Source organism: Microbacterium sp. NPDC056044 (assembly GCF_042267145.1).
GTDB lineage: Bacteria > Actinomycetota > Actinomycetes > Actinomycetales > Microbacteriaceae > Microbacterium.
On record NZ_JBHJWZ010000005.1, the window covers coordinates 118,237 to 140,465 of the forward strand.

At 67.2% G+C, this 22,229-nt stretch carries 17 protein-coding genes; 10 read left to right on the plus strand and 7 right to left on the minus strand.

What is annotated here, in order from left to right:
- Positions 1-9: 9 nt before the first annotated feature.
- Together ACFC1I_RS15435 and ACFC1I_RS15440 are read right to left on the minus strand one after the other, a co-directional pair.
- Complete coding sequence (locus ACFC1I_RS15435) at positions 10-3,444, minus strand: NAD-glutamate dehydrogenase domain-containing protein (protein WP_376011166.1); 3,435 nt, start codon at positions 3,442-3,444, stop codon at positions 10-12.
- 10 nt (positions 3,445-3,454) lie between these two features.
- Positions 3,455-4,969, minus strand: coding sequence for an MFS transporter (locus ACFC1I_RS15440; protein WP_376011169.1), 1,515 nt, complete (start codon positions 4,967-4,969; stop codon positions 3,455-3,457).
- A 156-nt stretch (positions 4,970-5,125) separates the two neighbouring features.
- On the opposite strand from ACFC1I_RS15440, the gene ACFC1I_RS15445 reads away from it, so the two are divergent.
- From ACFC1I_RS15445 to ACFC1I_RS15490, 10 genes are all read left to right on the plus strand, one after another.
- A complete protein-coding gene (locus ACFC1I_RS15445; protein ID WP_376011171.1) occupies positions 5,126-6,412 on the plus strand; it encodes an aspartate aminotransferase family protein in 1,287 nt (428 codons plus the stop codon).
- 73 nt (positions 6,413-6,485) lie between these two features.
- Positions 6,486-9,377, plus strand: a complete 2,892-nt coding sequence (locus ACFC1I_RS15450) for an FAD-binding and (Fe-S)-binding domain-containing protein (RefSeq protein ID WP_376012083.1) — start codon at positions 6,486-6,488, stop codon at positions 9,375-9,377.
- 54 nt (positions 9,378-9,431) lie between these two features.
- Positions 9,432-10,061, plus strand: a complete 630-nt coding sequence (locus ACFC1I_RS15455; RefSeq protein WP_376011174.1) for a GntR family transcriptional regulator — start codon at positions 9,432-9,434, stop codon at positions 10,059-10,061.
- 93 nt (positions 10,062-10,154) lie between these two features.
- Positions 10,155-10,892 carry an HAD-IA family hydrolase gene (locus tag ACFC1I_RS15460; protein WP_376011177.1) on the plus strand — a complete coding sequence of 246 codons (738 nt, stop codon included), beginning with the start codon at positions 10,155-10,157 and terminating at the stop codon, positions 10,890-10,892.
- On the plus strand, positions 10,889-12,343 hold the full coding sequence (locus ACFC1I_RS15465; RefSeq protein ID WP_376011180.1) for an NAD-dependent succinate-semialdehyde dehydrogenase: 1,455 nt from the start codon (positions 10,889-10,891) through the stop codon (positions 12,341-12,343). Before ACFC1I_RS15460 ends, ACFC1I_RS15465 begins: the two co-directional genes overlap by 4 nt.
- A 41-nt stretch (positions 12,344-12,384) precedes the next feature.
- Complete coding sequence (locus ACFC1I_RS15470) at positions 12,385-13,320, plus strand: DMT family transporter (protein WP_376011183.1); 936 nt, start codon at positions 12,385-12,387, stop codon at positions 13,318-13,320.
- A gap of 309 nt (positions 13,321-13,629) precedes the next feature.
- Positions 13,630-14,910, plus strand: coding sequence for an aspartate aminotransferase family protein (locus ACFC1I_RS15475; RefSeq protein ID WP_376011186.1), 1,281 nt, complete (start codon positions 13,630-13,632; stop codon positions 14,908-14,910).
- A 78-nt stretch (positions 14,911-14,988) separates the two neighbouring features.
- Positions 14,989-15,321, plus strand: coding sequence for an aldehyde dehydrogenase family protein (locus ACFC1I_RS15480; protein WP_376011188.1), 333 nt, complete (start codon positions 14,989-14,991; stop codon positions 15,319-15,321).
- 36 nt (positions 15,322-15,357) lie between these two features.
- The gene (locus tag ACFC1I_RS15485) at positions 15,358-16,044 is read left to right on the plus strand and encodes a GntR family transcriptional regulator (RefSeq protein ID WP_376011191.1); all 687 of its coding nucleotides are present in this window, start codon (positions 15,358-15,360) and stop codon (positions 16,042-16,044) included.
- Between the two features lie 327 nt (positions 16,045-16,371).
- Positions 16,372-16,641, plus strand: a complete 270-nt coding sequence (locus tag ACFC1I_RS15490) for a hypothetical protein (RefSeq protein ID WP_376011194.1) — start codon at positions 16,372-16,374, stop codon at positions 16,639-16,641.
- A 208-nt stretch (positions 16,642-16,849) separates the two neighbouring features.
- Here the strand turns inward: ACFC1I_RS15490 and ACFC1I_RS15495 are convergent, their stop codons facing one another.
- Genes ACFC1I_RS15495 through ACFC1I_RS15515 form a run of 5 tightly spaced genes read right to left on the minus strand, consistent with a single transcriptional unit; the run spans position 16,850 to position 22,211 of the window.
- Complete coding sequence (locus ACFC1I_RS15495) at positions 16,850-18,355, minus strand: amidohydrolase family protein (RefSeq protein WP_376011197.1); 1,506 nt, start codon at positions 18,353-18,355, stop codon at positions 16,850-16,852.
- Between the two features lie 16 nt (positions 18,356-18,371).
- On the minus strand, positions 18,372-18,701 hold the full coding sequence (locus ACFC1I_RS15500) for a hypothetical protein (RefSeq protein ID WP_376011200.1): 330 nt from the start codon (positions 18,699-18,701) through the stop codon (positions 18,372-18,374).
- Complete coding sequence (locus tag ACFC1I_RS15505) at positions 18,698-20,368, minus strand: ABC transporter ATP-binding protein (protein WP_376011202.1); 1,671 nt, start codon at positions 20,366-20,368, stop codon at positions 18,698-18,700. Before ACFC1I_RS15505 ends, ACFC1I_RS15500 begins: the two co-directional genes overlap by 4 nt.
- The gene (locus ACFC1I_RS15510; RefSeq protein ID WP_376011205.1) at positions 20,365-21,258 is read right to left on the minus strand and encodes an ABC transporter permease; all 894 of its coding nucleotides are present in this window, start codon (positions 21,256-21,258) and stop codon (positions 20,365-20,367) included. The genes ACFC1I_RS15505 and ACFC1I_RS15510 overlap by 4 nt, the downstream gene beginning before the upstream one ends.
- The gene (locus ACFC1I_RS15515; protein WP_376011207.1) at positions 21,255-22,211 is read right to left on the minus strand and encodes an ABC transporter permease; all 957 of its coding nucleotides are present in this window, start codon (positions 22,209-22,211) and stop codon (positions 21,255-21,257) included. Before ACFC1I_RS15515 ends, ACFC1I_RS15510 begins: the two co-directional genes overlap by 4 nt.
- Positions 22,212-22,229 lie beyond the last annotated feature (18 nt).

Here is a 22,229-nt window from a genome sequence, read left to right on the forward strand (position 1 = left end):
AGATCCGCATCAGCCTACGAGCGACCTCAGCCGTCTCAGGGCAACAGATACCGAGGAGAGTCCAGTGCTCACAGGCGCGGCGATGGCGTCTCTGACACCCTGCACGGCGCTTCGGGACGCGTCTCCGCGGCGCGTGAACCAGTGACTCAGCCATTCGTTCGGTGGTTCCTCGGCCAACGCATGGGGATCTTGGCTGCGATCGTGCGCCGCTTTGGCGCTGATGTCGATCATCACGGCGTAGGCCTCGCTTCGCGTAGCGGCGCGGGCCGCAGATGACCAATGGTCGTGCTGCGGCAGCGCGCTGATCCGCAGCAGGAGGTCGTCGAACTGCAAGAGATTGGCGAGGGCGTAGTGCACGGCGGCGAGATCGTCGGGGTTCGTACCTTGCGCGCGCGCTCGCTCGATGACGTCAAACAGCGGCATCGCTTCAAGCAGTCCCGATCCCCAACGGGCGAGGGACGTCGGTACTCCTGCGGCCTCGAACGCGCGGACGCGTTCGACGAAGCGCTCGTGATCGGTTCCGTTCTGCAGAGTGTCGATGTGTTCGAGGAGGCGCGGTATCGCCGCGCCGAATGTCGCGATCTCCTCACCGATGTCGATGCCCTCGGATCGGTGCAGGACGAGCCAGCGCGCAGCGCGGTCAAGGAGTCGGCGGAAGGTCAGCAGCAGCTCAGTCTGGACAGTGGTGTCGACGGCGCCGTCGAGCGTCTCGACGGCAGCCACGAATCCGCGGAGGTCGAGGATCTCGCGCACGACGACGTATGCGCGTGTGATCTGCTCGACCGACGCCCCGGTCTCGTCGCTGGCCCGGTGCACGAAGGTAATGCCGCCCCGGTTGACCATTGAATTCACTACCGAGTTGACGACGATTTCGGTCCGCAGCGGATGCCTTTGGAGCTCTTCCGCGTACGCCTGTCGGATCCCGGTCGGGAAGTACTCTGCGAGGGTCCGGTCGAACCAGGGGTCGTCCGCGAGGCCGGATGCAGCGAGGTCGGCCTTCAGCGCGAGCTTGGCGTAGGCGAGCAGCACTGCGAACTCGGGACGGGTGAGCCCTTCCCCTTTCGCGGCTCGCGCGGCGATCTCGGCCTCGCCGGGGAGGTGCTCGAGCGCGCGATCGAGCATTCCGCGCTCTTCGAGCGCGGCGATGAGACGCGCGTGCGACGGCAGCATCTGGGCAGCGTTCGCACGGGAGTTGCCGAGCAGCACGTTCTGTTCGTAGTTGTCGCGGAGCACCTGTTCGGCGACCTCGTCGGTCATGGATGCCAGGAGCGCGTCGCGTTCCGGGCGTGCGAGCCGGCCCGCGCGTTCGAGTGCGCTGAGGAGGATCTTCAGGTTCACCTCCCGATCGGAGATGCCGACGCCAGCGGCGTTGTCGATGGCGTCCGTGTTGATGCCGACGCCCGCGCGCGCTGCTTCGATTCGGCCTCGTTGGCTGACGCCGAGGTTGCCGCCCTCGCCGATGACCTTCACCCGCAGCTCCCGTCCGTCGACGCGGATCGCGTCGTTGCCGCGATCGCCGATCTCGGCATGCGTCTCGTCGGATGCCTTGACGTAGGTGCCGATCGCCCCGTTCCAGAGAAGATCCACGGGCGCGAGCAGTACCGCGCGCTTGAGCTCCAACGGAGTGAGGGTGCGTACTGCGGGGTCGATCCCCAACGCCTTCGCCATTTCCCGCGACACCGGCACGGACTTCGCGCTGAGCGGGAACACCCCTCCGCCGGCAGAGAGGAGCGACCGATCGACGTCGTCCCACGAGGATCCGGGCAGTTCGAACAGTCGCCGCCGTTCGGTGAACATCGCTGCGGAATCCGGGTCGGGGTCGACGAAGACGTGCCGGTGGTCGAAGGCGGCGACGAGGCGCACGTGCGGCGAACGCAGCATGCCGTTGCCGAACACGTCACCGGACATGTCGCCGATGCCGACGGCGGTGATTGGGTCGCGCTGCACATCGATGCCGAGTTCGCGGAAGTGCCGCGCGACCGACTCCCACGCGCCGCGCGCGGTGATGCCGATCGCCTTGTGGTCGTAGCCTGCCGACCCGCCCGAGGCGAACGCGTCGCCCAGCCAGAATCCGTACTCCGCCGAGATCGCGTTTGCGATATCGGAGAATGAGGCGGTGCCCTTGTCGGCCGCGACGACGAGGTAGGGGTCGTCGCCGTCGTGGCGGACGACGCGCGGAGGCCGGACGACCCGCGCTCCGTCGCGATCGTCGGTGACGTCAAGGAGCCCTCGGATGAAGGTGCGGTATGCCGAGCGACCGGCCTCGAGCCAGGCTGTGCGGTCGCTCGTGACGGGCAGGAGCTTGGGGAAGAAGGCGCCCTTGGCTCCGGTGGGAACGATGACGGCGTTCTTCGTCAGTTGCGCTTTCGCGAGGCCGAGTACTTCGGTGCGGAAGTCCTCGCGGCGGTCGCTCCACCGCAGTCCTCCGCGAGCGACCGCGCCGAAGCGGAGATGCACGCCCTCGACCTCGGGGGAGTACACCCAGATCTCGGCGGTCGGGTGTGGGCGAGGTAAGTGCGGCACGCGGGCGCCGTCGAGCTTCATCGAGACCCATGGCTTGGGGGTTCCGTCCGACGTCGTCTGATAGAAGTTCGTGCGCACGGTTGCGGTGATCACTCCCAGGATGGCGCGGAGGATCCGGTCGTCATCGAGGCTCGTGACGTCGTCGAGGGACGCCTCGATGTCACGTACGCAAGCGGCAGCGACTGCGGCCCGGTCGCGCGGGCGGTCGGGGTCGAACCGCGCCTCGAACAGCCCAACGAGCGCTGCCGCGATCGATGGGTGACGCAGCAGCGTCTGATGGACGTAGTCGACCGAGAATGGTGTCCCTATCTGCCGCAGGTATGCCGTCACGGCGCGCAGGATCACGACCCTGCGCCAGTCGAGGCCGGCCGACAGGACGAGCCCGCCGAGCGGGTCGCTCTCGGCGGCGCCGGTCCATGCGGCGCGGAAGGCGTCTTCGAACGGCACCCGCCATGTGGCGTCTTCCCAGGCCGCGACGCATTCGGCGGTCAGTGCGAAGTCGCACACGTGCAGGTCCCGCTCGGCGGCGATGACATAGGGGCGGGCTTCGGCGACGTCGACCCCGAGATCGGTGAGGACCGGCAGCACGCGTGTGAGCGGGTGTGTCACTTCAGAGACGAAGGTGAGCGCACGTTGCCCGCCCGCGTGCTTGCCGGGCTCGTAGAGGTGCACCGCAAAGGGGGATCCCTGGCGTACCTCCTCGAACAGTTGGGTGTCGCGGGCGGCGTCAGCCGGAGGCACGTTCTCGCGGTAGCCCGCGGGGACGGCGTGTGCGTAGCGGCTGCGCAGCAGCGCCGCATGCTCGTCGCCGTACGCTTGCCGCAACTCTCCGGCGAATCCCTCCCGCCACACCTGATCCGTTACCGAAGCCGACCGGGCTTCGCCGTCCACGTTGTCGCCTCGTTCGGTTGCTGCCACCATCGCCCGCTCCTCAGCGCCGGTTGCCGACGACGCGCAGCGGCATCGTGTTCGTGTCGATCCGCGCGTTTCGGTCCTGCCCCGCGACCAGCTCCTCGGCTTCGGCGCGCGTGGTGACGACCGGAACGGACCCGAGGAGCGGTTTCTGCGTCGTTTCGGGGATCAGTGCGATCGCGACGATCGCGACGGCGGCGAAGAACATGATGTAGAACGCCGGCATGTAGATGTTGCCGGTGAGTTCGACGAGGGCCTGGCTGAACAGTGGCGTCGTTCCGCCGAACAGAGCCGCCGACATGTTGTACATGAACGCCATCGCGGCAAAGCGCGATGCCGTCGGGAACAGCGCCGGCAACGCCGAGGCGGTGAGGCCGACGAAGCACGCGGTCGGGAAGGCGACCATCAGCAGGGCGCCGAACACGGCCCATGTCGTGCCGAGTTGCATGATCATGAAGGCGGGAACCATCAGCATGAGCGACGAGATCGACCCCAGGAGGTACACCGGGCGGCGCCCCCATCGGTCGGAGAGCATGCCGAACAGCGGCAGCGACAGCGACATGATCACGAGGATTGGCACGGTCGCGAGCGACGCGTCGAGGGGGGAGACGCCTACCTCGGTCTCGAGGTAGGTGGGCATGTAGCTCGTCAGCGCGTACTGCACGGTCAGTTCGGCGGAGACGATGGCCATACCCAGAAGCACGGTCTTCCAGTGGTAGCGGAGCACGCCCAGCACCCCGAGGCGGACGAAGATGCTTCCTGCGGGCTCGACCGGGCCGTCGTGCTGGAATTCGTCGGCGATTTCGAAGCTCGGGGTCTCGGGCAGCCGGAAGCGGATCCATACCGCGATGATCCCCAGCGGGATGGCCATGAGGAACGGGATGCGCCAGCCGCCGTCGACCATCGCCGTCTCGCCCCACAGGTGCGTCGTCACCCACGTGGTCACTGCGACGGTGAGTGCGCCGGTTGCGAAGCCCAGGTAGGTCGCGACGTTCAGCAGCGACGCCCAGAATCCGCGCGTGCGGTCCGGTGCGTATTCGGCGACGTAAGTGGACGCCCCGGAGAACTCACCGCCGGCGGAGAAGCCCTGCACGAGCTTCAGTGCGTAGAGCGGCACGATCGCCCACAGCCCGATGTCTGCGGCCGTGGGGAGGAAGCCGATGAGCGCGGTAGACAGAGCCATCATCGCCATCGTGAGGAACAGCACCTTCTGGCGGCCGATCCGGTCGCCGAGGGGGCCGAGAATGATGCCGCCGATCGGGCGGATGAGGAAGGAGATCGCGAAGCCGAAGAGGGTGACCAGCAGGCCCCACGTTGCATCCATGCCGGCGGTGAATACGGCGGTCATCGTGACGGCGAGGTAGCCGTAGACGCCGAGGTCGAACCATTCCATGAAGTTGCCGACCGATGTCCCGCCGATTGCTCGGCGGAGGCTCTTGGGGTCGACGACGATGCAGTCGTCGACTTCGAGACGGCGGGTGGTCGGTGCGGGAACGGCCGTTCCGCGGTGAGTGTTCGGGGGTGTGCGTGTCATCGTCGACAGTCCTCTCGAGGTTCTGCAGTTCGCGTGCCGTTCCGAGGAATCGGGACGAGGGATGGGATTGCGAGCACTGCATAACTGTTATACAGTAAGACGCACCGTACCGCATCGACGCGGGAGGCGAAAGACTTCTCGGGAAGGAACCCACTCATGGCTCAGATCAGTCCCATCGTGAAGCAGGCGACGCCGGTGGTCGTCGAGAAGGCCGAGGGCAATTGGATCGAGGGCACGGACGGCATCCGCTACCTCGACTTCACCTCCGGCATCGGCGTCACCTCGACCGGACACTGTCACCCGCGGGTCGTCGCCGCAGCGCAGGCTCAGGTCGCGACCGTCATTCACGCGCAGGCGACCACCGTCATGCACAAGCCGCTGCTCGCTCTCACCGAGAAGCTCGGACAGGTGCTGCCCGAGGGCATCGACTCGGTCTTCTACGCGAACTCGGGCGCCGAGGCAGTCGAGGCTTCACTGCGCCTGGCCCGCATGGCGACCGGCCGCCCGAACATCGTCGCCTTCCAGGGCGGATTCCACGGCCGCACCGTCGCCGCGGCCAGCATCACCACGGCAAGCACCAAGTTCCGCACCGGCTTCTCACCCCTCATGGGCGGGGTCGTCGTGGCGCCCTTCCCGTACGCCTACCGGTACGGCATGAGCGAGGACGAGGCTGTCGCGTTCGCGCTGCGGGAACTCGACTACCTGTTCGCGACGACGACCGCGCCGAGCGACACTGCCGCGTTCATCATCGAGCCAGTGCAGGGCGACGGTGGCTATCTGCCCGCGCCGGCCGCATTCCTGCAGGGCCTTGAAGAGCGTGCTCGTCGCCACGGCATCCTACTCATCGCCGACGAGATCCAGGCCGGCGTCGGCCGCACAGGACTTTTCTGGTCTCACCAGCACGCCGGCATCCGCCCCGACATCATCGTCACCGCCAAGGGCATCGCGTCGGGCTTCCCGATCTCGGCGATCGCGGCGAGCAGCGCGCTCATGTCCAAGGCCCTCCCCGGCTCGCAGGGCGGCACCTACGGCGGCAACGCCGTCTCAGCGGCCGCGGGCGTGGAGACCCTCGCGGTCATCGCCGACGAGGACCTCGTCGAGAACGCCCGCCGCCGCGGTGAGCAGCTGCACGTCGGGCTGCTGGCGTTGCAAGATCGGTTCCCGACGATCGGCGATGTTCGAGGAATCGGCCTCATGCAGGCCATCGAGTTCACCGGGGAGGACGGCGAGCCGCACCCAACGGCTGCCGCCGCCGTCCAGCAGGCCGCGATCGCGGAGAAGCTGCTGCTGCTCACCTGTGGCCCGTTCGGCAATGTCATCCGGGTGGTGCCGGCCCTCACCGTCTCGGCGGACGAGATCGAACTGGGGCTCGAGGCCCTCGGTCGCGCTCTCGCGAGGATCCTTACCCCGGCCGACGAGACCGTCGTCGCACCCGTCGCATAAGGCAGCCGTGTCCACCCTTGTTCCGGCCTCCGGCACGCGCGGCGATGCGCCGTTCGCGGAGTTCGTCCAGCGGATGGATGCCGCAGGTATCGACTTCGACGCGAGCCCGCGCCGGCGTGACGAGTACTCGTACGATGCGTCGAACTACCGCATCCGGCCGCGCGTGGTCGTCTTCCCCCGCACGGTCCGGGAGGTGCGTACAGTGCTGTCCGCCGCGCACGCGACCGCTCAGCCGGTCACGGTGCGCGGCGGCGGGACCTCGATGGCCGGCAACGCCGTCGGCGAAGGCGTCATTGTGGACCTGTCGCGCCGTCTCGGCGAGATCGACGCGATCGACGAGCAGGGCCGGAGCGTCTGGGTCGATGCCGGGGTGATCCTGGGCGAGCTGCGTGCCCATGTCGAGCGGACGACTGAGGGGCTCCTGAGCTTCGCTCCCGACCCCTCGTCGCTCAGTCGTGCGACGGTGGGTGGCTCGATCGGTAACGACGCGTGTGGCAACCACTCCGTCGCATACGGACGGATGTCGCACCATGTGCGCGAGGTCGAACTTGTCACGATCGACGGGGCGCATCTCGTGGCAGGCCCGGGCGGCATCCGTGCCGCCGACACGGCCGACCGGGCCTCGGTCGCCCGTGCAGGCGAGATCGCCGAAGAACTCAGCGCCCTCGCGCAGCAGCATCTGGCGGCGCTGCGGGTCGGACTACAGACGATCCCCCGACAGGTGTCGGGCTACCATCTCGGGCATCTGCTGCCCGAGAACGGGTTCGACCTGGCGCGCGTGCTCGCCGGCAGTGAGGGTACGTGCGCCGTGATCGTCCGCGCCCACGTCGGTCTCGTCGAGCGTCCGGGGCCGACCGCGCTGCTGTGCGTCGGCTATGACACGACGGTCGAGTCGGCGCGCGATGTCGTCGCGATGCTGGAGCATGGCCCCAGTGCGATTGAGGGGCTCGATTCGTCGATCGTCGACATCGTGCGCGCCCGTCGCGGTGAGGAGAGCGTCCAGACGCTCCCCGCGGGCGACGCCTACGTCATGGTCGAGTTCTCCGGCGCGACGATCGACGAGGCAGCCGCGCGGTGTGGCTCGCTTGTCGAGCGGCTGCAGGAGGAGGGTCGGGTGCGCGATCACGTGATCGTGACGGATGCTGCCGAGCGCGCCGCCCTCTGGCGGGTGCGCGAAGACGGGGCGGGCCTGTCGTCGAAACGGCTCGACGGCGTGCAGACCTGGCCGGGCTGGGAGGACTCCGCCGTTGCACCAGCGAACCTCGCCGACTATCTTGCCGAACTCCTTCCCCTCGTTGAGCGGTACGGCTACACGACGGCGATGTACGGCCATTTCGGCGCCGGATGCGTGCACATGCGCGTCGACTTCGAGCTGCGCAGCGTCGCCGGCCGTGAACGCTTCGAAGCGTTCCTGGAGGAGGCAGCCACGCTCGTGGTCCGGCACGGCGGTTCGCTGTCGGGCGAGCACGGCGACGGCCGGGCGCGCAGCGCCCTGCTCGAGCGGATGTACTCGCCTGAGCTCCTCAGCGCGTTCGACGAATTCAAGCACGTTTGGGATCCGCAGGGGCTCCTCAACCCCGGAATCATCGTCGACCCCGATCCGGTCGCCGCGTCGCTGTCGCTCGACGGCTTGCCCGAGCCCGCGCGGAATCCGCTGGTGCTTGTTGAGACATCGCATGGCGCGCACGAACTCGGGCCGTTCGTCGGCAACACGCACGCGTGCATCGGGGTGGGCCGCTGCCGTTCGAGTTCGGGTGGGTTCATGTGCCCGAGCTACCGCGCGACGAAGGATGAGAAGGACTCGACCCGAGGGAGAGCCCGCGTGCTGCAGGAACTCGCTCGCGGACGCGGCACCGCCACGGGCGGGTGGGCGGTGCCCGAGGTACGCGAGGCGCTCGACCTCTGCCTGTCGTGCAAGGCGTGCTCGACCGACTGCCCGACGGGCGTCGACATGGCCGAGGCGAAGTCGGAACTCATCGACGACCACTACCGCGGTCGGCTGCGTCCCTTCACCCACTACTCGATCGGATGGCTGCCCCGCTGGCTGCCGCTCATCACACGGTTCAGCGCGCTCGCGAACCTCGGCGCGCGCATCCGTCCACTGCGGCTCATCGCCGACCGGCTCGGCATCAGCGCCCGCCGGCGACTGCCGGCCTTCGCCCCTCACCGCGAACTCCGTCGCCGCGTACGCGAGGCCGGGTTCGACCGCGTCGGCGACGTGCTTGTCTTCGCCGACAGCTTCACGAAGTCATTCCGCCCTGAGGCCATCCCCGCCGCGGCACGCGTACTGCGCTCCTCAGGAGCCGAGGTCGGGTGCACGCCGGATGCCTGCTGCGGCCTCACCTGGATCTCCACCGGGCAGCGCGCAGCCGCCGCGAAGCGGCTCGCCAACCTCGTGGACAAGCTCGATGATGGCACCGACCGGGACATCGTCGTGCTCGAACCGAGTTGCGCCGCCGCGATCCGCGACGACGGGCCGAAGCTCGTCGGGACTGACGCCGCCCGCCGCGTCGCCCGCCGCGTACGATCGTTCGCAGTCGCCGTCGACGAGGCGATGGCGCGCGGCTGGCGCCCCACTGCGACACCTCCTGAGCGAGCGGTCGTGCAGACGCATTGCCACGAGCACGCTGCGTTCGGGTCAGCCTCGCAACGCCGCGTCCTGCAGCGCTGGGGAGTCCCGGAGATCATCGAATCATCCTCGTGCTGCGGCGTCGCCGGCAACTTCGGCTTCGAAAGCGAACATTTCGACCTGTCGATGCAAGTCGCCGAGCACTCGATCATCCCGGCACTCGCGAGAGGAGGCGACGACGCCCTCGTGCTCACCGACGGCTTCAGCTGCACGATGCAGGTCTCCCAGATCGACCCCGAACGGCAGACCCGTCACCTCGCACTCGCCCTTGACCCAGGGGTCGACGTTGAGCTGAATACCAACGAGCCAGTAAATCAGCGAGACACCCCACGGTAGAGTGCGAACAACCACCGGGAGGGCGCCATGACAACTTCGACGTCTCTGGAGACCGTGACCGTCGCCGATGCCGCGACAAATCGCCTCCGTGACAGCTTGTTCGCGGGCGAGTTCGTCGCCGGCGAGGAGATCAAGGACACGCAGATCGCGACGGCGTACGGTATCGCGCGCCCCACCGCACGGGTCGCCGTGCAGCAACTCATCAACGAGGGCATGCTCGTGCGTCCCCCCGGGTTCAGCGCGCGGGTTCGAACATTCGACCCCGCGCAGGTCAGAGACATCTACCGGGTCCGCCGGTTGATCGAACTCGACGCCGTACGCGAGATCGTGAGCACGAAGCCGCCCCTCGCCGGAGTCGCGGATGCCCTCGAAGGATTCGCCCACTTGCAGGGTGGCGAGGATGACTGGTCGCGCATTGCCGCGGCAGACGTCGCGTTCCACACTGCAGTCGTGGATGCCGCCGGCTCACCCCGCCTTCAACAGTTCTTCGGCGGCATCACGAGCGAGATCCGACTACTGATCGCACTGCTGAAGAACCAATACAGCGGTGGCGATGCCCTCTACCACGAACACGAGGCGCTGTACCGCCTCCTCCAAGGCGGTACGCCCGTGGCCGAGGTCGAGGCCAGCTGGATAGTGCACCTCGATTCCGCCGAACGCTTCCTTGCGCAGCATCTGAGTTGAGCGACTGCAACATCTAGTCTTTCGGCGCCTGAAAAACTGTTATACAGTAAGACAGTAGCGGATGGTCCGTTATCAAATCTGAGGAGTCACATCATGGTCGACCTGACATCCTTCTCTGCGCTGAGCTTCGACGTCTACGGCACGCTCATCGATTGGGAAGCCGGCATCGCCGCAGTCCTGAAGCCGTGGGCACACGCCCACGGTTCCGACCTTGACGACGAGGCCCTACTGCTTGCCTACGCTGACAACGAAGCGGCCGTCGAGCGCGAGTACCCCGGCCTCGCATACGCCGAGGTCCTGCAGGCGGCCTTCCGCCGCACAGCGAAGGATCTGGGGTTGCCTGTGAGCGACGAAGAGGTGCAGGTTCTCGGCCGCTCGGTGCCCGACTGGCCTGCCTTCGACGACACGCACGAGGCCCTCACCCGTCTGAAGAAGCACTACAAGCTCATCATCCTGTCGAACATCCACCAGCAAGGCGTCGAGGGCTCGATCGCGCGCATGGATGTCGAGTTCGACCAGGTCAATACCGCACAGGCGATCGGCTCGTACAAGCCCAACCCCCGCAACTTCGAGGTGCTCCTGGAGCGCATCGCAGAACTCGGGGTGGAGAAGCCCCAGCTGCTGCACGTCGCACAGTCGCTCTTCCACGACCACGTGCCCGGCAAGCAGGCAGGACTCGACACGATCTGGATCAACCGCCGACACGCCCGCCCCGGCTGGGGCGCGACGCCCGACCCCGGGGTCGACGTCACCCCCGACGCCGAGTTCCCCTCGCTCGCCGCCTTCGCCGACGCCGTCGACGCCGCCTTCGCCGCGGATTCCGCAGGATGAGCACTCTCGACCTTCGCCGCGTCCCGACGCAGCTGTTCATCGGCGGGGAGTGGGTGGATGCGACGGGTGGCGCCCGGTTCGAGGTGACGAACCCCGCAACCGAGGAGGTCATCACCACAATCGCTGACGCATCTCCCGCCGACGGGCGCCGCGCCACCGACGCGGCCAACGCCGCGCAAGCGGGCTTTGCCGCCCTCGCGCCGCAGCAGCGCTCGAAGATCCTCCTCAACGCGCACGCGTTGCTGCTCTCCCGCAGGGACGAGCTCGCCGCGATCATGACCGCTGAGATGGGTAAACCGCTCGCCGAGGCCCGCGGCGAGATCGACTACTCCGCCGGTTACCTGCAGTGGTACGCGCAGGAGGGCCTGCGCGTCCAAGGGTCGCACAGCCAGTCGCCCAGCGGGCGGGGGCAGATCTTGCTGACCCGTGAACCGGTCGGGGTGTCGCTCCTGGTCACGCCGTGGAACTTCCCGCTCGCGATGGGCGCCCGCAAGATCGCGCCCGCGATCGCGACGGGCTGCGCCGTCGTCGTCAAGCCGGCCGAGAAGACGCCGCTGACGATGCTCTTCCTCGGACAGCTGCTGCACGAGGCCGGCGTCCCCGCCGGCGCGCTGAACGTCGTGACAACGACAAACTCCGCGGATCTGGTCGGCCCGATCCTGGCGGACGGACTCGTCCGCCATGTCTCGTTCACGGGCTCGACCCAGGTCGGGAGCATCCTGCACGGGCAGTGCTCGGCGCACATGATCCGCACGTCCCTCGAACTCGGCGGCAACGCCCCGTTCCTCGTCTTTGAGGACGCTGACCTGGACCGGGCGGTGACCGAGGCGACAGCGGCGAAGATGCGGAACATGGGGGAGGCGTGCACCGCGGCCAACCGGATCCTCGTGCATGAGAGCGTCGCGGAAGAGTTCGCGCAGCGCCTCGCCGCGCGGTTCGCGCAGTTCACGGTCGGCAACGGGGCCGAGGACGGCGTCGACGTCGGACCCATGATCGACCGACGCAGCTGTGAGCGTCTGCAGGGATTCGTCGACGACGCCGTCGCGCGCGGTGCGCGCATCCTCGTCGGCGGCGAACTCCCCGGCGGCGCCGGCTCGTTCTACCCGCCGACCGTACTCACAGACGTCCCACGCGATGCAGCGCTCACCTCCGAGGAACTCTTCGGCCCCGTGGCCGCGATCCTCACCTTCACCGACGAGGCGGATGCCGTGGCCGCCGCCAACGACACCGAGTACGGTCTCGCGGGCTACCTCATGACGAACGAAATCTCACGGGCGCTGCGCGTCGCGCGGAAACTCGAGATCGGCATGGTGGGCATCAACTCGGGAATCATCTCGGATGTCGCCGCACCACTGGGTGGGGTGAAGGCCTCCGGGATCGGACGAGAGGGTGGCATCCTCGGGATCGACGAGTTCCTCGAGTACAAGTACATCTTCATCCCACACGACTGAACGCCCAGACGGATGACCAGGACGCGGGCGGCGAGGGCGCGGTGAGCCGCCGATCGGCAATCTTACTGTTGCTTCTCGCCGCCCTGCTGATGGGCACGGCGAGCACCGCTGCCGCGCTGGTTCCGGCCACGGTGCCGAGCCCGACGCTCGGGGCCGTCGGCCTCGGGTGCGGCGGGCTGCTCCTCCTCGCCGTGTTCCCGCGCCGCTCCGCCCGCGTGGTACGCGACCGAAGCACACGACCAGCTGTGCTGCTGGGCGCTGTGCTCGTGTGCGGGTACGCGCTGTCGTATTACACGAGCATCCGTTACTGCGGCGTGGCGGTGAGTACAGTGGTGAACCTCGGCACCGCACCGCTGTTCACCGCGCTGATCGAACGTGCGCGCGGACGGCGGGGGTTCTCGAGCCGCTGGACGATCGGCACGCTCATCTCTATCACTGGCCTCGTCGTGCTCGCCGTGTCGACGGAGCCGGCTGCGGGGCGCGGCGAGGCCACTCCCGCAGGAGACATGCTGATCGGTGTCGGGCTCGCGACTCTCGCGGGCCTCCTGTATGCGGGCTACACCCACACCTCGAAGCACGCACTCGAGCACGGAGCCCATCCGTCCGGCGTGATGGGCGCCACATTCGGCGGCGCAGGCATCCTGCTCCTCCCGTTCCTCATCGAGGGAATCGGACCGCTCGTCGCCTTACCAGGAGGAATCAGCCTCGCGATCTATCTCGCTGTCGTGCCGGTGTTCCTCGGCTTCTGGCTCTTCGGGCTCGCGCTCGCCCACGTTGAGGCCCGCACCGCCACCACCGTGACGCTCGTCGAACCGGTGCTCGCGAGCGCCCTGGCCGCTCGAGTCGTGCACGAACACATCGCACCCCTCGGATGGGTGGGTGTCGCCGCGGTCGTGCTCGGACTGTCTCTCGCCACCAGGCTTCCGGCGGCTCCAGTGGCCACTGAACTCTCGACTCCGCGCACGCAACCCGACTGAGCCTGGGAGTGCCCAGACCTGTTCGCGCTCCGCGCCGAAACCACCTGACATACGCGTGGGTTTCTCATCGTAGGGGTGGACTCCGTCCGGGCCCAGCAGATCGACGCCCTGTTTCTTCGCTTGCCTCGTCAGCTGCTCCGCGAGCTGCAGGCTCACCCAAGAGCGCCGGAAATCATGCAGTCCCAGCGCCAATCTGTCTTGCGGCTGACCTGTAAGCCTGTTATACAGAAATCTGGAGCGCTGACCTCAGATGTGTCGATTCGCTCCGCCCGTATCTCTGGTTTGCTGTGCCCACGAAGGGACCCCACGATGGCTTCACTCAGCCCGATCCTCAAGCAGGCGACCCCTGTGGTCGTCGATCACGCACTTGGCTCATGGATCTACGGGACCGACGGGAAGGAGTATCTCGACTTCACCACTGGCATCGGCGTCACCAGCACTGGACACTGCCACCCGCACGTCGTCGAGGCGGCGCGCGCGCAGGTCGGATCGATCATCCACGCGCAATACACAACGGTGATGCACCGGCCGCTTCTGCAACTCACCGAGAAACTCGGAGAAGTGCTTCCCGCCGGACTCGACTCGGTGTTCTACGCCAACTCCGGCTCGGAAGCTGTCGAGGCGACGATCAGGCTCGCACGCATGGCGACCGGGCGGCCGAACATCATCGCCTTCCACGGCGGATTCCACGGCCGTACCGTCGCTGCGGCGTCGCTGACCACGGCCGGCTCCAAGTTTCGGTCCGGCTACAGCCCGCTCATGGGTGGCGTTCACTTCTCGCCCTTCCCGGACGCCATCCGCTACGGATGGACCGAGGCCGAAGCCGTGGCTTTCGCGCTCCAAGAACTCGACCTCATTCTCCAGACCGTCTCGCACGTCGACGACACGGCGGCGTTGATCATCGAGCCTGCGCTTGGCGACGGCGGCTACCTTCCCGCCCCGCTCGCCTTCCTGCAAGGGCTTCGCGAGCGCGCCGATCGACACGGCATCCTCCTCATCCTGGACGAGGTGCAGGCTGGGGTCGGCCGCACCGGCAAGTTCTGGGGTCATCAGTGGGCCGGCATTACGCCTGACATCATGACGTTCGCCAAGGGCATCGCCAGCGGGTTCCCGATCTCAGGTATTGTCGCGCCGACCTCGATCATGTCGAAGGCATGGCCGGGTTCACAGGGTGGGACCTACGGCGGCAACGCCGTCGCCGCTGCGGCTGCGGTCGCAACGCTCGAGGTCATCGAGCGGGAACGCCTCGTCGAAAACGCGGCGCGCCGCGGGACGCAGCTGACTCAGCGTCTGCAGGGCATGAAGGCCGCATCCACGCACATCGCCGATGTGCGCGGGTTCGGGCTGATGGTCGGGGTCGAGTTCACGGACGTGGACAACACGCCACGCCCCGACCTCGCCGCAGCGATCCAGCAGCGCGCAATCGACGAGCGTCTGCTGCTGCTCACGTGCGGCACCCGCGGCAACGTGCTGCGCATCATTCCGCCTCTGAACGTCAGCGCCGACGAAATCGACCTCGGTCTGGCGGCGCTCGAGCGCACATTCGCGGCGGTCCTTCCCGAGTTCGCCACCGCCCCCGTTCCGGCGTGACACAGACAGGTACCGACATGACCACGAGCCTTTCCGCCCTCGCGGCGATCGCCTCGGTCCGCCCCCACCTCCTCATCGATGGAGAATGACAAGAATCGACCTCGGGCGGCACCTTCGACGTCGGTCATCGCAACCGCGAACGACACCGAATGGGGCCTGGTCGGATACGTCATCGCTCTGAACGCCGAGCGGGCCGCACGTGTGAGCGCGGCTCTCGAGGTGGGCATGGTCGTACTCAACACCGGAATCGTCTCGGGAGTGGCCGCCCCCTCGGCGGCATCAAGCAGCCCGACTCGGGCGGGAATGAGGACACCGCGGCATCGAAGAGTACCGGAGCTACAAATCCATTGCGATTCCCGCATCCCTATCGGCGTGACTGTTCACCTGTCACACACTGCTGGGGCATGCTGAGAGATGCGATCACACGATCGCGGAGTGGAGATGACAATGACGAACGACAGCTTCGCGGGTCCGCTCAGCGTCGGTGGCGCGACTCCGATCGCGACGACATCGGTGGCGGATGCCGCTGAGGCGCACCTGCGTCGACTGCTCTTCAGTGGCGCGCTGAAAGCCGGCCAGGAGCTGCGAGACACCGTGCTCGCTAAGGAACTGGGGATCGCACGCCCTACCGCGCGCACCGCGGTGCTCCGGCTGATCTCCGAAGGCCTTCTCGAGCGCGAACCGGGCCACAGCGCACGCGTGCGGTCGTTCACCGCAGCCGATGTGCGAGACATCTACGCGGTGCGGCGGCTCCTCGAGTTCGAAGCGGTGCGGGTGATCACAGTGGAGGGCCGTTCGACGACGCAGGTTGCTGGAGCACTGACAGCCTTCGCGCGCGCGGGCGACAGTTGGGAGGCGGGCCCAGACGCGGACACGCTGTTCCATACTGCCGTGGTCGCGGCCGCCGGATCGCCACGTCTCACCCGCACTTTCGAAGGACTCGCTTCCGAGATGCGACTCATGATCGGGCTGCTGCGATCCCGGTACAGCAGCCTCAGCGAGCTGTACGACGAGCACGCAGGATTGCTGGCCGCGCTTGAGTCTGGCGACACCGACCATGCGCTGTCCCTCTGGGCGGAGCACATCGACGACGCCGAGGGCTATCTGCTCAGCTCCCTCACGGACGCCGCTTAGGCAGCCGGCATCCCCACACGATTGCTCGGCTGATGGATCGGCCGACCATCGGCGACAAGTACATGAAGGAACGACCATGACCTTGGACCTGACCCAGTACGGAGCGCTCAGCTTCGACTGCTTGGCACGCTCATCGACTGGGAGGCGGGGATCGCCGCCGTCCTCGGGCCCTGGGATCGCCGCCACGACCCGGCGCTGACCGAAGAGGAGGTCCTCGTCGCCTACTTCGAGAACGAAGCAGCTGTCGAGGCCGAGGCGCCGACGACTCTCTACCCCGACGTACTACGCGAGGCCTTCCGCCGCACCGGGGAGGGCCTCGGTTTCGAGGTGATCGACGCTGACGCCGACGCGCTCGGCACATCGGTGCCCAACCGGCCCGCGCTCCCTGACTCCGCCGACGCGCTCACCCGACTCAGGAAGCACTGCAAGCTCATCGTCCACTCGAACGTCGATCGTGAGAGCTTCGCCGGCAGCGACCTTCCTCTGCAGTCGCTGTTCCAGGACCAGGTCCCTGCAAAGCCGCAGGGCTTCCGTCGGTCTGGATCAACCGCCGTCACGAACAGCCCGGCTCGGGTGCGACACCCGACCCCCGAGTGAGCGTCACTCCCGATCTCGAGTTCCCCTCGATGGCCGCCTTCGCCGACGCGGTCGACGCCGCATTCGCCACCCAGTCGTCGCGCCCAGCGGAAGTTGCCCGCCGGAACCACCAATGGCTGCGGCAGGCAACTTCTGCGTTGAGGCTGATTGGTCAGGAGCCTTCGGGCACGAACGAGGCGTGCGGAACATCCGCCCCCCGCGTGCTCGATCAGGAGCGGCTGGCCGCCACCATGTCCCGCACGTCGGCTCGCGCCTTCTCACTGTCGTACAGCACGCCGTCCTTGATGGTGTGCTTCACTCCACCCACGCGGCCCATTCGTCCGTCGTCGACCATCTTGTAGTGGCCCGTGCCGTAGAGCACCTTGAGGTTGGCGAGCGGGTTCTCGTCGACGATCAGCATGTCGGCAACCTTGCCGACCTCGATCGAGCCGATCTCGTCGTCCTTGCCGATCAGCTCGGCAGCTCTCAGCGTGGCAGAGCGGATCACCTCGAGCGGCGCCATGCCGGCTTCCCGGAAGAGTTCGAGCTCCTGGATGAGGCCGAAGCCATACAGGTTGTAGATGAATCCGCTGTCGCTGCCGGCGCACACGCGGCCGCCTCGCAAGCTGAAGTCGCGGACGAACTGCATCCAGATCCGGTAGTTCTCGTTCCAGGCGATCTCCTCCTCCGTGCCCCAGTCGTAGAAGAAGGATCCGTGGCGGTGCGGGTCGGGCGTGAAGAACGAGTCCAGCCGTGCGCCGAGGTACTCCGAGTTCCACTCCCGTGTGCGGGCGGCCATTGCGTCCCTAGTTGGGATGTACACCGCGAACGTCGGCACGAGGGTGGTCCCGAGTGCGACCAGCTCGTCGAGGAAGTCCTCCCACGCCGCACTGCCCGGGCCGCCGGTCTGCTTCCAGAGGCGCCCGGCGTGAGCGAACCGATCATGCTCGTTGGTGTAGACGTAACTCGCGGGCAGGTCGGGAAGCATCCGATCGCGATACATCACCTCGGCCTGTCCGTACGAGTGCTCAATGCTGCCGAGCCCCCACCGAGCGGTGGTGAGCGCGTTGACGCGCGCCGTGTGCTGTTGAGCGTGGTGGCAGGCCGACGGGAGGCCCACCTTACCCGCCTCATCGAGCGCTGCGCGGAAGGTCTCCGGCGCGGCGCCGAAGAACTTGATGCCAGCCGCACCACGCGCTGCGGCGGAGTTGACCCACTCTCGAACGGACCGGTCGGTGGACAGAGGCTCGGTCGCGCCTTGTCCGAAGGTGACGAACGCCTCGATCTTCGGTGCGACGATCTCGTGAGCGCTGCTCCGGTCGCGCTCGCCGAGGACGAAGTCGAGCCCGTTGCCGATCGAGCCGAGCTCGCGGACGGTGGTGATGCCGTGACCCATCCATAGCTTGAAGACGTACTCGGTCGACTCGACTTGCTCGGCGAAGCCGATGTGCGCGTGCGAGTCGATGAGCCCGGGGAGGAGGAAGTTGCCATCGATGTCGAGCACGTTCTCATCGGGGACGCCGAGAAGAGGAAGGTCGATGTTATCGCCGACCATGTTCCCGGGTTCCAGGATGCGCTGGATACGGCCGGCCTCGATGACGATGTGCGCCGGGCCGAAGACGGGGCCGCCGGTGCCATCGATCACCATTGCGTTCTTGATCATCCATCGGCCCTCGAATCGACGGCCCGCGGTCTCTTCGGTGCGCGCGGTCAGTGGGGAAGCGATGTCTGACATGGTGACTCCTCTTGGCTCAGTGATCGATGGATGTGGTGGAGATCGCGATTTCCGCGAGCAGGCCGGGGGGCAGCCCGCCCTCGGGGAGGACGAGCATCTCGGCGAGACCCTCGGCTCCTCGAGGCCGGTTCTCGACCCATTCCGCGTATGCCTCGCGGCTCGGCCAGGTGCACGTCACCAGGAGGCGAGCGTCCGGGTCATCCGGGATGACCAGCTCGCCGTGACAGCACAGCCCTCGCTCGACGGCGAGCTCGATGATGCGGTGCTCGCGGTAGAACGCGACCACCGCGTCCCTGTATCCGTCGCGCGGCTGCAGGTAGAGGAAGCTGCGTACCTGCGCCGTCACAGCGCGGCCACGGCTTCGCGGCGAAGTTCGCGGCGGCGCCGCTGCTCGGCCGGATCGGGCACCGGTGCCGACGCGAGGAGGGTACGTGTGTAAGGATCACGCGGCGCATGCAACAGGTTCGCCGTGGTTCCCGACTCGATGACCTTGCCCTTGTTGAGCACGATGGTCCGGTCTGCGAGCATCTCGACCACCGAGAGGTCGTGCGTGATGAACAGGCAGGCGAAGCCGAGTGACTCCTGGAGTTCCAGCAGCAGGTCCAGCACGGTTCGCTGCACAGACACGTCCAGAGCACTGGTCGGTTCGTCGGCGACGATGAATGCGGGTCGGTTCGCGATCGCGCGGGCGATCCCGACGCGCTGGCGCTGTCCGCCGGATAACTGGTGCGGGTACCGGTCCACCCACTCCGACGGCAGCCTCACCTGATGCAGCAGTTCAGCAGCGCGGTCACGCATATCTGCGCGGCTATGGCGTTGCGAGCTGTAGCGTAGCGGCGCCACGATGCTGTCACCGATGGTCGCCCGTGGATTGAGCGAGGAGCCGGGGTCCTGGAAGACCATTGCGATGTCGTTGAGCGACCTACGCAGCGTGGATCGGCGTGCGCCGATCAGCTCCGTGCCACGGAACAGGTAGCTGCCGGATTTCGCCGGCTGCAGCCCGACGGCGACACGGCCGAGAGTGGACTTCCCGGAGCCTGATTCGCCGACGAGCGCCACGATCTCCTTGGGACCGATCGCGAGGTCCACGCCGTCGACGGCCTGCAGCGGTGCCCGGCGGAATCCGCGAGAGAACTCCACCTGGACGTCTTTCATCTGAACGACAGGCTGCGCCAGCGAGTCGATGGCCGCAGTGAGCGGGCGGTCGGTGAGTACCAGAGAGCCGAGACGTGGAACTGCGGCGAGAAGGTCCTGCGTGTAGGCCATCCGGGGGTCCGCGAACAGGTCTGCGGCGGGTGCCGCCTCGATGATCTCGCCGTGCCGCATGACGACGACGCGATCCGCGATGTCGGCCACAACGCCCATGTCGTGCGTGATGATGAGGATCGACATGCCGCGGGTGTCTCGCAACTCGCGCAACAGATCGAGGATGCCGGCCTGGACGGTGACGTCGAGCGCGGTCGTCGGCTCATCGGCGATGAGCAGCTCAGGGTTGTTGCAGATCGCCATAGCGATCATGGCGCGCTGACGCTGACCGCCCGACAACTGGTGCGGAAAGTGGTCGAGCTTCATCTCCGGTTCAGGGATGTGCACGAGGTTCAGCAGCTCGAGAGCCCGCGCGCGTGCCGCCGTCTTGTCGAGCCTTCGGTGCGCGCCGAGGGCCATCTCGAGTTGGCGTCCGATGGTGTAGACCGGGTTGAGCGCGGTCATCGGCTCCTGGAAGATCATCCCGACCTTGCTGCCCCGGATGCGTTGCAGCTGCCCTGCTTTGGGTTCGGACACGTCTTCGCCGACGATCGAGACGTCGCCGGTGCGTCGTCCGTTCTTGGCCAGCAGGCCGAGGATAGACATGGCGGTCGCTGACTTTCCTGAGCCGGATTCGCCGACCAGGGCAACGATTTCGCCCGGTGCGACCTCGAAGTCGATGCCGTGGACGGCTTCGACCCAGCCGTCGTCGCCGGAGAAGCTCACCCGGAGGCCACGGGCACGGAGGATGGGGTCGGTGCTGGTCATTTCGCGTTCCTTCGGGACCGGGGGTCGAGCCATTCGCGGATGCCGTCGCCCAGGAGGCTGAACGCCAGGATGCTGACGACGACGGTGATCGCCGGGACGAGGAGGACGAACGGTGCGGTGGACATGTACCGCTGCCCTTCCGCGACCATCGAGCCCCAAGACGGCTCGGGAGGTACGATTCCGAGCCCCAGGTAACTGAGGCCGGACTCGAGCAGAATGGCGGCGGCGATGGTCAGGCTGAAGCGGACCAGGAGCGGCGCCGCCACATTGGGGAGGATGACGCCGGCGAGGATCACCGGGGTCTTGGCGCCGTAGAGGCGGGCGGCCTCGACGTACTCGAGGGATCGCACCGAGAGCGTCTGCCCATACGCGACACGGGCGAACCCCGGCACGAACAGTAGCGCGAGAGCGAGGATGAGCGTGCCCATGCTTTGTCCATAGAGGGTCACGGCGAACAGGGCCAGGATCAGGGGAGGGAACGTGAGCAGCACATCCATTGACCTCATCATCACGGACCGCGTCGCGCCCTGCGCGTAGCCGGCGATGAGGCCGATCGCCGTGCCGACCACTGCTGCGATTCCTGTGGCGGCGAGTGCGGTGACGAGTTCGACCCGCGCGCCGAAGATCAGTCGTGACAGGATGTCGCGACCGTACTGGTCGGTGCCGAACAGATGGGACTCGGTGAACGGCGGCGTGAAACGGTGCGCCGGATCCTGAGCGAGAGGATCGTAGGGTGCGAGCAGAGGGGCGAAGATCGCGACCAGCGCGAAGATCGTCACGAGTGCGACTGCCGCATAGGTGACCGGCGAAACGGATCGGAGCCGGGCACGGATGCGGATCGTCTGCGTCGACGTCGAAGGGGGCGCCTGAGGGGTCTGTGTGCTGGTCATGACTGCCTCGCTCTTGGGTCGAGGACGCCGTAGAGAACATCCACGACGATGTTGATGAGGATGAAAAGGGCGGCGGTGACGATGATCACGCCTTGGATGACCGGATAGTCGCGTGTGCTCACACCTTCGACGAGCAACGTACTCAAGCCCGGCCAGCTGAAGACCCGCTCGACGAGAACGGTCGAACCGATCAGGATGCCGATCTCCAGCGCCGCGATGGTCGCGACGGGGGTGAGCGAGTTGCGTAGCACGGCGGTGCGGAAGACCACCGGCTCGGACAGGCCCAGCGCTCGTGACGTCCGCACCCAGTCCTGCTCGGTGGTCTCGGCGACCGAGGATCTGGTCACCCGAGCGATCACTGAGGTGAGGCCGATCGCGATCGCCGTGACGGGGAGGATCAGCAACTGCAGGTGACGTACGGGATCCTCCGCCCATGAGGTGAAACCGCCGGCGGGGAGCCACTTCAGAGTGACAGAGAACACGAACACCAGAACCGTTCCGAGGACGTAGACCGGCGCCGAGATCCCCAGCGACGTGAAGAATGAGAGGCCTGTATTGGCGGCCGTTCCACGTCGCGCGGTCCGGGAGCCAATTGCGATGCCAGCCGCGATGGCGATCACCGAGACGATGCCGACGAGTTCCAGTGTGTTGGGCAGTCGCGCGGCGAGGAGGTCGCTGACCGGCTGCCGGTTGTCGAAGGACGTCCCCAGATCGCCGCGGAACAATCCTGCGACGTAGTCGACGTATTGGACGATGACCGGGCGGTCAAGGCCGAGCTGCTCTCGCGTCGCCGCGAGGGCCTCGGGGGAGATCTCACCGGAGTTCCCGGTCCCGCTGAGCACGATCAGCGCGGGGTCTCCGGGTACCGTCTGCACTGCGAGGAATACGAGTGTTACGACGATGTACAAGAGTCCGAGGCCGACGGCCAGGCGTTTCAGGATGAACGTGAACATGAGATCTCCCCGTAGTTT

What these genes read in the sequence shown, in the direction of transcription:
- ACFC1I_RS15435 (WP_376011166.1), bottom strand. Translation starts at nt 3,444, where the DNA reads ATGGTGGCAGCAACCGAACGAGGCGACAACGTGGACGGCGAAGCCCGG.
- ACFC1I_RS15440 (WP_376011169.1), bottom strand. Translation starts at nt 4,969, where the DNA reads ATGACACGCACACCCCCGAACACTCACCGCGGAACGGCCGTTCCCGCA.
- ACFC1I_RS15445 (WP_376011171.1), top strand. Translation starts at nt 5,126, where the DNA reads ATGGCTCAGATCAGTCCCATCGTGAAGCAGGCGACGCCGGTGGTCGTC.
- ACFC1I_RS15450 (WP_376012083.1), top strand. Translation starts at nt 6,486, where the DNA reads ATGGATGCCGCAGGTATCGACTTCGACGCGAGCCCGCGCCGGCGTGAC.
- ACFC1I_RS15460 (WP_376011177.1), top strand. Translation starts at nt 10,155, where the DNA reads ATGGTCGACCTGACATCCTTCTCTGCGCTGAGCTTCGACGTCTACGGC.
- ACFC1I_RS15465 (WP_376011180.1), top strand. Translation starts at nt 10,889, where the DNA reads ATGAGCACTCTCGACCTTCGCCGCGTCCCGACGCAGCTGTTCATCGGC.
- ACFC1I_RS15475 (WP_376011186.1), top strand. Translation starts at nt 13,630, where the DNA reads ATGGCTTCACTCAGCCCGATCCTCAAGCAGGCGACCCCTGTGGTCGTC.
- ACFC1I_RS15480 (WP_376011188.1), top strand. Translation starts at nt 14,989, where the DNA reads ATGGAGAATGACAAGAATCGACCTCGGGCGGCACCTTCGACGTCGGTC.
- ACFC1I_RS15485 (WP_376011191.1), top strand. Translation starts at nt 15,358, where the DNA reads ATGACGAACGACAGCTTCGCGGGTCCGCTCAGCGTCGGTGGCGCGACT.
- ACFC1I_RS15495 (WP_376011197.1), bottom strand. Translation starts at nt 18,355, where the DNA reads ATGTCAGACATCGCTTCCCCACTGACCGCGCGCACCGAAGAGACCGCG.
- ACFC1I_RS15505 (WP_376011202.1), bottom strand. Translation starts at nt 20,368, where the DNA reads ATGACCAGCACCGACCCCATCCTCCGTGCCCGTGGCCTCCGGGTGAGC.
- ACFC1I_RS15510 (WP_376011205.1), bottom strand. Translation starts at nt 21,258, where the DNA reads ATGACCAGCACACAGACCCCTCAGGCGCCCCCTTCGACGTCGACGCAG.
- ACFC1I_RS15515 (WP_376011207.1), bottom strand. Translation starts at nt 22,211, where the DNA reads ATGTTCACGTTCATCCTGAAACGCCTGGCCGTCGGCCTCGGACTCTTG.